The sequence below is a fragment of the uncultured Dysgonomonas sp. genome (assembly GCF_900079725.1).
Classification (GTDB): Bacteria; Bacteroidota; Bacteroidia; order Bacteroidales; family Dysgonomonadaceae; genus Dysgonomonas.
Genome location: NZ_LT599032.1, coordinates 4,763,814 through 4,777,606, shown reverse-complemented (window position 1 = coordinate 4,777,606; position 13,793 = coordinate 4,763,814). Strand labels below are relative to the sequence as shown.

Here is a 13,793-nt window from a genome sequence, read left to right as displayed (position 1 = left end):
CTGACCAGCAGAATGGAAAAGTAACATCTTCAAATCCGACACACAGCCAATCTTAACAATACACTTATCGGAAGCAATTTTAATTAACCTATATTCACTATAAAAAGTTAAAAAGTAACAGATGTAACACATTTTGCAGTAAACAGTCGATTACGATCAGTTAATAAATAATATGCCACTTATACCAGTAAATAAACACTTTAAACATCCGATTCAAAAAAGGTAACAAAAGTAACACGGATAGCAATTAATAATTAAAAATGAAAAATTAATAATTAGCGATGCTGAGTAGAGCGAAACGTCTCGTCAGTTATCAGTGAACAACTCGTATCTTGTTTACTCTTATCTATTTACCTAAAAATTACCACTTATTCCAATCTGTCAAAGATCTATAAGCTAATAACCAAAGAGTTAATAGCATATTATATAGATAAAGCATTCTGATTTAACTGCTCATTTACACAACTAATATCGTATTTATAAAAAAAGCAGGAGAATATTCCTATCCTCCTGCCACGTTTAACTAAGATTGATCACTCTATCCCACCTCCTAATGCACGATAAAGATCGGAGGTAGATTGAAGTTGCTGGAGTTTATCGCTTATCTGATTCAACTGAGCCTCTAATAATCCTTGTTGAGCACTTAATACTTCCAGATAAGTAGCTTCTCCGGCTTTTAACAATTCACGGGTAAACTCAACAGATTTGGTCTGTGACAACACCTGGATTTCCCTATCATAGTTCTTCCGGAGAGAAGACTCATATGTATACAAAATGTCCGACACTTCCTGGCCTGCACTTAAAACCGTTTTTTCGAAGTTCAGCAATGCTATCTGTTGTTCCGATTTAGCAACTTTATATTGAGTCATCAATTGCTTCCGTGCAAAAATCGGTTGAGTCAATCCCCCTGCTATACTGGCAAACAGATTCTCCGGCTTGAAAAACTGGCTCAATCCATTCGTAGTTGAATAGCCAATCAATCCAGAACTTAATGTAATAGAAGGATAAAAACTGGCTTTAGCAGCATAAGTCAATTCGAAAGCTGAACGAAACTCCAATTCCGCCTGATTTACATCAGGACGTCTGGCAAGCATCTGAGCAGGAATACCATGCGCTAAGTTAGCCGGTACATTCTGTAGTTCAATCGACGAGCGGGTTATCGGGCCGGGCTTACGTCCGAGCATTGTACAAATCGTATTTTCCAGTTGGCGGATACTGCTTTCCAGTTCCGGGACAGATGTTCTGGCACTGGCAAGGGCTGCTCTGGTTTGCTCTACGGCGGCGCCATTGGCCATACCTGCTTCTTTTAAGGCCTCCATCGTTATCAGGTTTTCACTCATTAATGCTATCATATCATTCGTAACCTTCAGTTGCTCATCCAAGGCCAATAAAGAATAATAAGTATTCGCCATATTAGAAACCAAAGATGTCTGTATCAGATTTCGTCCGGCATAACTATTTAGCATCTGAGCGTACTTAGCCCTGGATTGGCGATTCATTTTGCCCCACAGATCAAGTTCCCAACTAGCGACAATACCCAATGTATATTTTTCGGTATGATAAGCCAGATTATTCCTGTCTTTGGCTACTCCTGTCAACGGGTCTGCATTGCTCAAACGAGTCTGGTTTACCTGTGCTGTTAATGCAACATCAGGAAAATAAGCAGCACGCGCCATACCTAAAGCAGCTTCTGCTTGTTTGATACGTTCCTGAACAATCAGCATATCGAAATTATTGTTTAATGCCTCATCTATATATGATTGCAGAAATGGATCTTTGAAATAGTCCCGCCACGGAATGGAAGCTATTGTTGTCGTATCAGCAGGGTTTTCGTCTCTGAAGAGGTTCTCACTATCTGCATCAGGGGACTGGTATTTATTCATTATCTGGCAGGATGAAAGTCCGAGCAAGGCTATAAGCCCCAATAGAGCGATTCCTTTTATATTATTGATCTTCATAATTATTCTTCAGTTAGTTGTTGTGTATTACTTATTCTCGGGTCTTTACCACTAAAGCGTTCTTGCAGGCTTTGGAACACTATATAAAGTGTAGGGATAACCAAGACCCCGATTATTGTTCCGATCAACATTCCGCCAATCGCACTGATACCGATAGAAGCATTACCTACAGCACCCGCCCCCGTTGCAAATGCCAGCGGCATCAATCCAAAGATGAAGGCGAATGATGTCATCAGGATTGGACGCAAACGGGCTACAGCTCCATTAATGGCAGCCTCAACAATACTCTGTCCTTGCTGACGACGCTGTATGGCGTATTCTACAATAAGAATAGCATTCTTCGCTAGCAAACCGATCAGCATGACCATAGATATCTGCACATAAATATTGTTCACAATACCTTGCGATACACCAAAAATCATCAGGAAGATAAATACTCCCGCCAATCCGATAGGCAATGAAAACAATACAGCCAGTGGCAGAATATAACTTTCATAAAGTGCGGCAAGTAAAAGATATACGAATATCAAGCAAATACCAAATATGATTATAGTCTGATCACTACTGTTTGCCTCTTCACGGGTCATACCGGCATATTCATGGCTATAACCTTCGGGCAGTACCGTTTTATCAAGAGCCATTTCTTCTACTATGCGGATAACATCCCCTGTACTATAGCCGTCGAGCATGTTAGGGATAATAGTAACATCCATTGCCTGGAACATATTAAAACGGGTTAATGTCTGAGGGGCGGTCACATCTGTCACTGAAATAAACTCGGTGATAGGAGCCATTTCACCACTAGCTGTTTGCACAAACATACCACTAAGATCTTCGAGTTTAGTCCGATATTCCGGGCTGGCCTGAACCATCACGCGGAATTGCTTGCCATACAGGTTAAAATTAGAAGCATAATAACTTCCAATATACGCCTGCAATGTGCCCATCACCTGATTTAGTGTCAATCCGGCGGCTTTTATTTTAGGCATATCGGCTTCAATCTGCTTTTGGGGGAAATTAGGATTGAAATTGGTCATAGCCATCATCACCTCTTCCCGTGCATTTAACTTTGCAACATAACTGGTGGTGATATCATAGAATTTATGAATGTCATCCCCCATCCTATCCTGCAACTGCATTTCTACCCCGGCACCGATACCGAATCCCTGTAATGTAGGTGTAGCCATAAAGAAGAATGTAGCCTCCTGCATTTTATTTGTTTTTTCGGTCAGCATCGCAGCAACTTCATTAGTCGATAATTTCCGGTCATTCCACGAATCCATCTTGATAACGACAGTTCCATACGAACTTCCTATTCCACTCATAAAATTTGCTCCGGTAATATTGGTTACGGTTTTCACACCTTCTATTTCCATTGCGAGATCTACCACTTTGTTAACCACACTGTCCGATCTTTCTAGTGATGCGGATGGCGGTAATGTGACGAATCCTACAACGACACCACTATCTTCTTGTGGCACAAAACCTGTAGGTATAAGTTTCATCAACAGTACCAGAATAGCAGAGAACACGCCTATTATCCCGATTGTTATCCAACGATGATTCTTTTTTCCTAAAAACTGCAATGACGATTTATATTTCTGTGTTGCTGCATTAAAAGCAATATTAAAGTTGGTAAAGAAACGTTGTACAAATCCTTTCTTCTGATGCCCCTCTTCGTGAGATCTTAAAAACATAGCACATAATGCAGGACTTAATGTCAATGCATTTACTGCTGATATCAATATCGCGATAGCCAGTGTCAGCCCGAATTGCCTGAAGAAAACACCGGATGTACCGCCAATAAAGCTCACAGGTATAAATACGGCCGACATAACCAATGTAATGGATACGATAGCCGGAGCTATTTCCTTCATTGCTTTTAGCGTGGCTTGCTTAGGATCTTTCTCGCCAGCTTCCAGTTGGGCATGTACTGCTTCAACAACCACAATAGCATCATCGACAACTATACCGATAGCCAGAACCAATGCAAACAATGTAAGCAAATTGATAGAGAAGCCCAATACCTGCAAGAAGAAGAATGTACCAATGATAGCCACCGGAACTGCAATGGCAGGTATCAATGTAGACCTGAAATCCTGTAAGAATATAAACACAACAATAAACACCAGGATAAATGCTTCTAAAAGTGTATGAATCACTTTTTCGATTGATGCATCCAAAAATTCACTGGAATCCATCAGGTAATTGATTTTCACTCCTTCCGGGAAAGATTTCTCAGCTTCATTTAAAACGGCTTTCACCCCGTTAATTACCTCCTGGGCATTCGATCCTGCAGTTTGGCTGATAGCTATAAATACTGATTCTTCGGTCTTGTTCGTCATAGAGTTTACAGTATAGTTAAGAGACCCTAACTTTACGTCTGCAATATCCTTTATTTTTAATATATGTCCATCTTCTGAGCGGATGATTATATCGCCAAACTCTTCTGCCGTTTTCAATCTTCCTGTGTATTTTAGCGTATATTGGAACGACTGGTCACTGTTTTGCCCCAACTCTCCGGGTGCCGCTTCTATATTCTGGTCTTGCAAAGCAGCAATTACCTCCTGTGCCGATAATTTGTAAGAAGCCATTACATCCGGTTTTAGCCATATACGCATCGAGTAGTCTTTAGACCCATATACGGTCGCATCACCGACACCATATACACGTTTGATCTGTGGCAGCATATTAATGTTTGCATAGTTCTGCAAAAACTCTCCGTCGTATTCATCATTATCCGTAGACAATGCAATCCCCAATATTGTACTATTCTGCTGTTTTTGCACTGTAACCCCTATCTGAGTTACCTCCTGAGGCAACAACGGGGTTGCACGTGCTACAAGGTTTTGTACATTAACAGCTGCAATATCGGGGTTTGTACCTTGTTTGAAATATATAAAAGTCATTGCCATACCATTATTGGCGGCAGATGAAGTCATATATGTCATTCCTTCTACCCCATTTACTTGTTCTTCGATGGGTATTACCACACTATTCATTACCACATCCGCATTTGCTCCGGGATAAGTGGCCGAAACCATTACTGTTGGAGGGGCTATATCCGGATACTGTTCAATCGGCAAGGTTGAAATTCCTATAATACCGAGCACTACTATAATAATCGATATTACGGTAGACAAAACGGGTCTTTCTATAAAAGTTTTTAGCATCGTTTTTCTCTTTTAGTTGTTTTAATAATCGACTATCCGGTTTATTCAAAGCTGATTTTCTTTCCATTGCTTAATGTTGCAACTCCATCAAGAACAATACGTTCTCCATTACTTAATCCTCCGGTCACAGCATAATTTTTCCCATCCGGAGTAGATATCACCGAAATTACCTTTTGCATCACAGAATCTCCTTGAACAGAGAATACAAGTATCTTATCTTGCTGTGCAAATGTAGCTTTCTGAGGAATCAAGAATACATTTTCCATGCTTCTTGGAATAGAGACTTTTCCGCTTGTTCCGCTTCTCAGCAGACCCTGCTTATTCGGGAATTCAGCTCTGAAATTTGCCGAACCGGTAGTTACATTTATTGTGCCTGTTATTGTTTCCACACGTCCTTTTTCCGTATATACAGTTCCATCGGCAAGGGTAAGGATAACCTCTGGCATATTTTTTATCTTCTCTGCCTGTGTCTTACCGTCTATTGTATTCAGAAACACAGCGAGTTCTTTTTCATTCAGGGAAAAATAAGCAAACACATTACTGGTATTGGCCACGGTAGTCAATACATTGGCTGAATTTACAAGACTTCCCAGACGAAAAGGGATAGCCCCTACAATACCGTCTACAGGACTAGCAACATTCGTCCAGCTTATTGTTGCCTGTGCATTTTTCAATGCGGCTTCAGCTTGTGCCAAAACTGCTATCGCAGACTGATAAGAATCTTCTGCTGTCAGCAACTGCACATTACCCACAATTTCTTTTTCGGCAAGTGGACGCATACGGTCTACATTTATTTTTGCAGTATTCACCTGCGCTTTGGCGCTTCTTATATTTGCTTCGGCAGTTGTGAGTGCTTGCTCCGCCTGTGGAGAATTTATCTTGAAAAGTTGCTGCCCTTTTCTTACGATAGAACCCTCGTCCACATAAATAGCATCGATAAAACCATCGATACGCGGACGAATATCAATATCTTCTTTTCCCTTTATGGTAGCCGGATATACAGATAACAATTCTGTACTCTGTTCATTCACAATCATTGTCGGATACATTTGCTTTTCAGTTTGTTCCGCTTCTTGCTTTTTCCCACACGATGACAAATTGAACAACACAAAAACTGCTGTTCCTAAAACAATCTTACTTAATTTCATACTTTTAAGAATTTAGTTTATTTAATTTATCAGATAATATTAATAGTTGCGACATGAGAAGTTTTTCATTGACATTCTGATAGATTAGCTTGGTTTTCAGGTTTACTTCATGCATAGTTTTCAGGTAAAGGACTTCGCCTTTATCGGTTAGTTGAACAATGACAGTCCTTGTATTTATCAGGCTGCGTACTCTTGTTATTAAACCTTTCTTTTGGAGGTTTCTTAAGATAGTGGAAGTTGTCATGGGATCGATTTGAGTTTTCTCAGCCAGATCGATTTGTATGATTTCCTCTTTGGTTCGTGAGACATGAAATAAAGCAGACAGAATTTCAAACTGTGAACATGTCAATCCGAATTGTTCCAGAATCTGTTTCTTGCTTTTGGTTAATTGTTTAATAACCTGCCACATCAGATTGTTTACTTTGACTAGAGAGTCATTAGGGATAGGTACTTGTTCCATACTACTACTTATTGTTATATTTTATACTATAAGTTTGCTTACAATGGAAGACATCGTATCCGAAACTATATGATTCATTTTCAGCTATAGCTTCGTTCCTGATTCATTTTACCTTACAAATATCTGATAAATAGAATGATAAGTTTATTCCCATTTTTCTCTATAAATGTCCCATATTACAGGTTTTGGACTAAATGACGAAAAATAATTCATTTATAATATAAGTTATGATAGTATACAGATACTTATTATAAATACCTACATTAATAAGTCTGTGGATTAAAAGTTAAATTATTTTCGTAAAGACACCCGGGCATAAAGAAGTCTTCACGATAAAATACAAAGATTGTATCCTGAATAAATATTCTAAAGATCAAAACAACCTGATAAATGTTCTATTTTGCAGGTTTTATTTGGTGATTTACTACAGATTTTCTTAATTTGTTATCTTAAGCTATTAATATTCACGATATGGAAAGTGAAAGGATCAATAAGCTTGCAACTCTCTCTATCGATAGTGCCTCGGAGGCTATAAACTATTCGATTATCAAGAATTATATCATTTCTGACGGTATGATAGAGAATACGATAGTCTCTTTCGACCATCCCACGGTTGTAGATGGAATTGTCTTTGTGCTTTGCATAAGAGGTGAAGGTAAGATAAAGATAAATACAAAAGGATATGATGTGGGTCAGAACATGTTATTAACCATCCTGCCCGGTAGTATTTTCGAAGTTGTGGAACATAGTGAAAATGCACTTTTCGAGTTCTTATTCTTCTCTATTGATTTTACATACGATTTACACGTTCCAAGTGATATGGATATCATAGAAAAAATATCTCTGTACCCTATTCTGCAATTGAGGGATGATCAATTCAGAGGTTTGCTGGAATTCCATTCATTCATGATAAAACAATATAAAAGGGATAATCACCTTTATAGAGAATTACTTGCAAAAAACCTGTTATCCTCTTTTTTGACCGAGATGTGCTATATCTATATTGAATCGGAAAGCAAGGGAGTTTCTATAACAGGACGTAAAGGAGAGATATATCAGCAATTAGGAAAACTTCTATTGGTTCATATAAAAAGTGAAAGAACAGTTCAATTCTACGCAGACAAAATGTGCTTGTCGGCCAAATATTTATCGCAACTTATTAAAGAAATAAGTGGCAGGTCAATTATGGAATGGATAAATGAACTTACCATTGTGACCATTAAAGCAATGCTGAAAACATCAACAATGACTATTCTTCAAATATCGGAAGAACTGAATTTCCCGAATCCTTCGTTCTTCGGACGTTATTTCAAGAAACATACGGGAATGACACCATTGCAATACCGTGAAAGCTAACTTCAAATATAAAAACAAAGGCTGCCTGCTACAATGCAAACAGCCTCATTTATATATTTAATACTGGTTATTCCAATTTATTTTTCCACTTTCGGCTTCTTTTTCTTAAGCCATATTATAAAACCGGTTACAGGCAAACTGGCAATGATAAAACTTGCCAGAAACATGATTATTTTGCCCGGTAAACCGCCGATTGCACCGACATGGATATCATAAGTCATACGGTAAAACTTATCGGCATTGGAAGACTCCTCATAACTTATGCCATATATACCGCCACCTTCAAGTTCCTGCAATGAGTTACGGTCAAAAAAGCGGAAATACCGTTTATAATAAGTCTCATTATTATCAGCCGAATTGAAACAAATACGGTAAGCTCCTGTTTCCCCGATAGGGAAATCAAAGATAAATATACCCTGTTCACCTATTTTATACTCCTGCTTAACACGTTCCCATAATACTTCGTCCGGATTTGAAAATGAGGATAACAAAGTAGTATCGGACAAAGCCGGAGTCCACTCTTTGAGTTCTTCTCCTCCGGAGATTACATTATAATATGCATTTGAATACCATTTGAAACTCCATGTCAGCCCTGTTAGAGCGAAAATAAGAGCGAACAGAACCGTATAAAACCCCAATACTTTATGTAATTCGTAGAATAACATAAATGATCTGCTTTTCCGCTTTATAGCCAATCCCGCCTTTACAGCCTTTTTCTTCCATTTGCGGGGAATCCACAGCACAATTCCGGTTATTGTCACTATTGCAAATACAACAACTGCCCAGCCCACTATCTGATGCCCTATTGCATAAGGTAGCCAAAGATTGCGGTGACCGGAAAGAATAAAACCGAAAAAGTCGCCACTATAAGTTTGTTCTCCAATATATTCACCCGAATAAGGGTTTAACAGCAGAAGGGTATATCCTTTTTCGCTATGGTTATATGCCACTGTAACGGGCTTGTCTCCTTTATTGTAACTTACTCCGTAGATTGTATTAAGACTATCTCCGGGGATTTTGAAAACATATGGCTCTGCCTTCTCTTTGAGCTGATGGGGTGACAAAAACGGCTTATCTTCCTTTACTACAGATTGCTGTGGCTGAAATATGCCACGAAGTTCTTCCTGAAATGTATAAATGCAGCCGGTGATGGCTATAATAAAAACAATGATTCCGGATATTAAACCAAGCCAAAGGTGCGCCCAATGGCATACCTTACGGAATGAAAATCTTTTCTTTTGTTTTGTGTTCATTAAAAGTGAAATGAAATATTTCCGATTACCTGTCTTAATTTTTGAGGTTCAACAGTGCTCCAGCCCTTCCAATATTTTTTATCGGTCAGGTTATCCACCTTCAAACCAAAACGGAATGCACCTGTCGCATAAAAAGCGGTGGCATTCAATATCGTATATGCAGGGATAACGAATCTGCCTGTTTCTGCAGTATTAGTTATTGCATTCTCACTGGCATAATTACCACCGAATCCGAATCCAAGGCCTTTAGCTGCACCATTTTGTATTGTGTAACTTACCCATCCGTTTACTAAATTTCTGGGGCCTGCGCTTATCTCCCTGCGACCATCAACAGATGGACTTGTCTTTTTGTTTACGCTTTCGTTGTAACTGTATCCGGCGATAATACTAAGACCAGCTATGGGATTAACTGTAAGATCAAATTCCACACCACGGCTATAAACATCTCCGTTCTGAATCGTAAAACCGACTTGATCGGGGTCAGGACGAGTTACATTAGTCACATATATATCATAATAACTCGCTGTACCTACCAGTTTTCCATCAAACAATGATGTTTTAATACCTCCCTCTATTTGGTTTGCCTGTTTTGGTTTGAACGTACGGACTGAACCGTCCGGCTGAACCGAAGAACCCACATTTTCAAAACCATTCATATAGTTGGCAAAAATAGAAAGTTTTTCCGGTAATATCTGATAAACGGCCCCAAACTTAGGAGAGAAAGCTGTCTGATTGTAATCGCCTGATGTTTCCCCGCTACTAACATCATAATAACCTTTGTCGTCAAAATAATCGAGCCGTAAACTCGCCATCAATAGAAGCCGGTCGGTAACATTCAATACATCAGAGAAATACACGCTATATGTATTTGCGTTCGAATTTGATTTGGATGGGGTGCTCCCTGATAGCTTGGCATTTACAGCAGCCTCACTCAGATTTGTATAGTTTGGATCGGCTCCGGTACTACTTATTTTATCAAACAATATATAGTTGCTACTACCCTTCGATTTACTGTTGAAATAATCGAATCCAACCACCAGGCGGTTTCTCATATTTCCTATTTTGAAGTCTCCTATAAAATTTTGCTGGATATCGACTGTTGTTCCTGTTGTATTCTGCGAACCGACATACCTGCTCAATGTATCGTCTCTAAGAGGTTGGAGAAACATCACATACGAGTATAAACCTTTCGACTGACGGTTGCTGTATGAAACAGATGTTTGCGACGTCCATTTATCAGATAATTTATATTCCATCATACCAAACAACTTAGTGGTAGGTGTTTTTATTGTTATGTCATTACTTGTAAATGAACGTTTATAATCCATCCCCAATTCATCAGGTGTCTTATATTCCAATTCCCGGCTTCTGTTAAGGAATACCATCAATGGATTTGTACTTTCCGAAGTATAAAATTCAGTATTGACGGTGAATGACAATCTATCGCTTGCTTTATACAGCAAAGACGGAGCAAGAAATACAGACTTTTTAAAACCGGCATCCTGAAAACTATTTTCTGTCTGATAGGCCGCACTTGTCCTTAACAACAATTTCTTGTCCTTGTCTATCGGTGTATTTATATCGGCTGCTATACGGCTTAGCCCGTAGCTGCCCATAGTATATGATATATCACCGGCAAAATTCTCAAATGGCTTTTTGGTTACAATATTTATTAATCCGCCAAAAGAAACCAAGCTACTGCCAAACAGTGTACCCGAAGGCCCTTTCAAGACTTCTATACGTTCTATATTGGCAGGGTCCAACCCTCCGTTTGTTTGTCCGCCCAGACCATTTACCATTGTGGGCTGAACAGCAAATCCCCTTAACGAGAAATAGGCAGCGCCATCGCCACCGCGTCCTGTAGAGGACCAGAGCTTATCAATTCCCGAGCTATTTTTAAGAGCATCATCAAAATTGACAATTATCTGCTCTTTTATCAGGTCCTTACCAATTGCAGAATATACCTGCGGATTTTCCAGATTTTTGAGCGGGAGTCTGGCTATGTATTCAGATTCCTTGTTCGAGAATCTGTTCACCGCAGCTTCAACAACTACTTCGGTTAATTCATGCGCCTTTTCGGTCAATACAATATTGAACGTATTTTCTCCCCGTTTTAGGTTTACGGCCGATTTATACGGCTTATGATCCAATGAAGATACAACAAGCATATATTGGCCTATTGGCCCGCTGAAACGGAATTTTCCATTCTCATCACTTAAAGCCCCATAATGAGTACCTTCAATCGAAACGGATACATTCTCCAAGGGTATCTTATCAGGAGATACAACTGTGCCCGATACAGTAGAACGGATATTCTGGGCATGTATAGATATACTGGTTATAAATAGCATAACCATGAAACAAAATCGCAAAGTTTTCATCGCTTAATTTAAAATGTCAATTTGTGAAATAAAATTGACACAAACCTACGATAATGACACATTCCATACAATCACCATATATAATTATATATATACCATTTAATACCAAATTATAGTGATACCAAAAACGAAAAATTAAATTAAAGGGATAAATGTGGCAATAACATATATAACAAAGAAAATAGCGTATATAATAACAGCAAGAACATTGACCTGATCTTATCGCATACGAAATTATCTCTTATACAATTATTATAAATCACGCCCTGACAAATTTAGAGAATGGACGCTCATCTGAGAACAACAATGCCGTGTTTATTAATGCCAGATGCGAATAAGCCTGTGGAAAATTACCCAACTGCCTCTTCGTATCAAAATCCAAATCTTCACTGAATAAACCCAAGTGATTTGAATATGTAAGTAATTCATTGAATATCTTCAACGCTTCATCTTTCTCTCCTGTAACATACAATGCACGTATCAGCCAGAATGTACAAATAGTGAAAGAAGAAGACGGTAAACCAAAATCGTCCTTATTCTTATAACGGTACATCAACCCGTTGTGAAAAAGCTCTTCTTTTATTTTCTTCACGGTTTTGATAAATTTCTCATTATCCGGTTCAATAAATCCGTACTGTTCCATTAGCAAAAGAGAAGAATCTACATCACAATTATCGTAAGCCTGCGTAAAACTCTGTATATCTTCATTCCATCCATTTGTTAAAACATCGTTTTTTATCAGCTCAGCCTGCTCTTTCCATTCCATCTCATACTCAGGCATATTCAGGAAGGTGGCAATACTAACAGCCCTATCCAGTGCTACCCAGCACATTACTTTCGAAAACACGAAATGCTTTTCCGTATTCCGGAATTCCCAGATACTCTGGTCGGTATTCCGCCATTCTACAGTTACCGTTTTAACGATAGTTTTCACGACTTCCCACATCTCCTCAATTTCGTCCAAAGTACCCGGAAAATGGATATAATAGTTGTAGATAACATCCATAAGATATCCTAACGAATCGTTTTGCCGCTGATTATAAGCCGCATTTCCTATCCTTACAGGCTGAGAATTCTCATATCCTGACAAATGCTCCAGTATTTCTTCCCGGAGAATGCGGTTGCCATCTATCGCGTACATAATCTGGAAAGAATCAGATTTGGATTTCAATATTCTTTTTATGAATCCCATAAATCGCTTTGCGGAAGCCTGATGTCCCATTTTCAGCAAGGTTTCTATCGACATGGAAGCATCCCTTATCCAACAAAAGCGATAGTCCCAGTTGCGCACCTCACCAATCGTTTCGGGCATACTGGTCGTCAGAGCGGCGATTACCGCCCCTGAATCCTGAGTAGACATCAATTTCAATATCAATAAACTACGGGATATAACATCATTGTACTGAACAAATTTACGGGACCGGCTATTCCAGTTGAGCCAGTAGACTTTGGTCCGCTGGTATTCGAGATAAACCCGGTCGATATCTATGGAGACAAGTTTTTGACTGTATGATAACATCAGAAACTCCTCTTTTTCGAGTATCATTTCTTCTTCATTAAGTATCGTATCAAAATCAATACTCGAATACAGATACATATTATCCTTTACATTCTCGCATGAAGATGTTTTTATGCAATCCTCAAATTTACGATGAACGGCTGTTTCTTTTGCATAATTCATTACAGGTTCATATTTGACTCGGAAACGCGGCTTGCCTCCAATTAAGCGGATATAACGGTAAACCTCAGCAGGAAAAAAGTAATCCATTTGCATAGTCCTGTACCTGGGCATGAAATCAAGTACTTCGAAACTTCCTTCTTCGGAGACGAATCTTGTACAAAGAATATTAGTTCCTCTCAGATATTGCTGGGAACATTTATAATCTTCTGATACAATGAAAGCTAGACTTCCTCCCGATTTTTCATCCAGAATTTTAGAAAATACCGATGGTGAATCAAAATTAGGTACGCATAACCAATCTATGCTTCCGTTTTCAGATACTAATGCCGCCGATTTACAATTTCCTATAACTCCGTAATTCAGATTATTCATGTTTTTATTTT

8 protein-coding genes are annotated in these 13,793 nt (G+C 38.9%); 1 reads left to right on the top strand and 7 read right to left on the bottom strand.

The genetic code is table 11. From position 1 onward, the window contains the following. Positions 1 to 533: 533 nt before the first annotated feature. The 4 genes from QZL88_RS19455 to QZL88_RS19440 are packed head-to-tail and all read right to left on the bottom strand — an operon-like array spanning position 534 to position 6,739. The gene (locus QZL88_RS19455) at positions 534 to 1,958 is read right to left on the bottom strand and encodes an efflux transporter outer membrane subunit (protein WP_296944226.1); all 1,425 of its coding nucleotides are present in this window, start codon (positions 1,956 to 1,958) and stop codon (positions 534 to 536) included. 2 nt (positions 1,959 to 1,960) lie between these two features. Further along, positions 1,961 to 5,131 (bottom strand): efflux RND transporter permease subunit, encoded by a 3,171-nt coding sequence (locus tag QZL88_RS19450; RefSeq protein ID WP_296944221.1) that lies wholly within the window; start codon positions 5,129 to 5,131, stop codon positions 1,961 to 1,963. Positions 5,132 to 5,172: 41 nt separating this feature from the next. Beyond that, positions 5,173 to 6,279 (bottom strand): efflux RND transporter periplasmic adaptor subunit, encoded by a 1,107-nt coding sequence (locus QZL88_RS19445; RefSeq protein ID WP_296944218.1) that lies wholly within the window; start codon positions 6,277 to 6,279, stop codon positions 5,173 to 5,175. Between the two features lie 4 nt (positions 6,280 to 6,283). Continuing rightward, positions 6,284 to 6,739 (bottom strand): MarR family transcriptional regulator, encoded by a 456-nt coding sequence (locus tag QZL88_RS19440; RefSeq protein ID WP_296944215.1) that lies wholly within the window; start codon positions 6,737 to 6,739, stop codon positions 6,284 to 6,286. A 471-nt stretch (positions 6,740 to 7,210) separates the two neighbouring features. Between QZL88_RS19440 and QZL88_RS19435 the strand changes: the two genes are divergently transcribed. Next, positions 7,211 to 8,095: a helix-turn-helix transcriptional regulator gene (locus tag QZL88_RS19435; RefSeq protein ID WP_296944212.1), complete on the top strand. Its 885-nt coding sequence runs from the start codon at positions 7,211 to 7,213 to the stop codon at positions 8,093 to 8,095. Between the two features lie 77 nt (positions 8,096 to 8,172). On the opposite strand, the gene QZL88_RS19430 is transcribed toward QZL88_RS19435, so the two are convergent. From QZL88_RS19430 to QZL88_RS19420, 3 genes are all read right to left on the bottom strand, one after another. Then, positions 8,173 to 9,348, bottom strand: coding sequence for a PepSY-associated TM helix domain-containing protein (locus QZL88_RS19430; RefSeq protein ID WP_296944210.1), 1,176 nt, complete (start codon positions 9,346 to 9,348; stop codon positions 8,173 to 8,175). Continuing rightward, positions 9,348 to 11,729, bottom strand: coding sequence for a TonB-dependent receptor (locus QZL88_RS19425; RefSeq protein ID WP_296944207.1), 2,382 nt, complete (start codon positions 11,727 to 11,729; stop codon positions 9,348 to 9,350). Before QZL88_RS19425 ends, QZL88_RS19430 begins: the two co-directional genes overlap by 1 nt. 259 nt (positions 11,730 to 11,988) lie before the next feature. Beyond that, complete coding sequence (locus QZL88_RS19420) at positions 11,989 to 13,782, bottom strand: glycoside hydrolase family 15 protein (protein WP_006797887.1); 1,794 nt, start codon at positions 13,780 to 13,782, stop codon at positions 11,989 to 11,991. Positions 13,783 to 13,793: the final 11 nt, after the last annotated feature.

What these genes read in the sequence shown, in the direction of transcription:
- QZL88_RS19455 (WP_296944226.1), bottom strand. Translation starts at nt 1,958, where the DNA reads ATGAAGATCAATAATATAAAAGGAATCGCTCTATTGGGGCTTATAGCC.
- QZL88_RS19450 (WP_296944221.1), bottom strand. Translation starts at nt 5,131, where the DNA reads ATGCTAAAAACTTTTATAGAAAGACCCGTTTTGTCTACCGTAATATCG.
- QZL88_RS19445 (WP_296944218.1), bottom strand. Translation starts at nt 6,279, where the DNA reads ATGAAATTAAGTAAGATTGTTTTAGGAACAGCAGTTTTTGTGTTGTTC.
- QZL88_RS19440 (WP_296944215.1), bottom strand. Translation starts at nt 6,739, where the DNA reads ATGGAACAAGTACCTATCCCTAATGACTCTCTAGTCAAAGTAAACAAT.
- QZL88_RS19435 (WP_296944212.1), top strand. Translation starts at nt 7,211, where the DNA reads ATGGAAAGTGAAAGGATCAATAAGCTTGCAACTCTCTCTATCGATAGT.
- QZL88_RS19430 (WP_296944210.1), bottom strand. Translation starts at nt 9,348, where the DNA reads ATGAACACAAAACAAAAGAAAAGATTTTCATTCCGTAAGGTATGCCAT.
- QZL88_RS19425 (WP_296944207.1), bottom strand. Translation starts at nt 11,729, where the DNA reads ATGAAAACTTTGCGATTTTGTTTCATGGTTATGCTATTTATAACCAGT.
- QZL88_RS19420 (WP_006797887.1), bottom strand. Translation starts at nt 13,782, where the DNA reads ATGAATAATCTGAATTACGGAGTTATAGGAAATTGTAAATCGGCGGCA.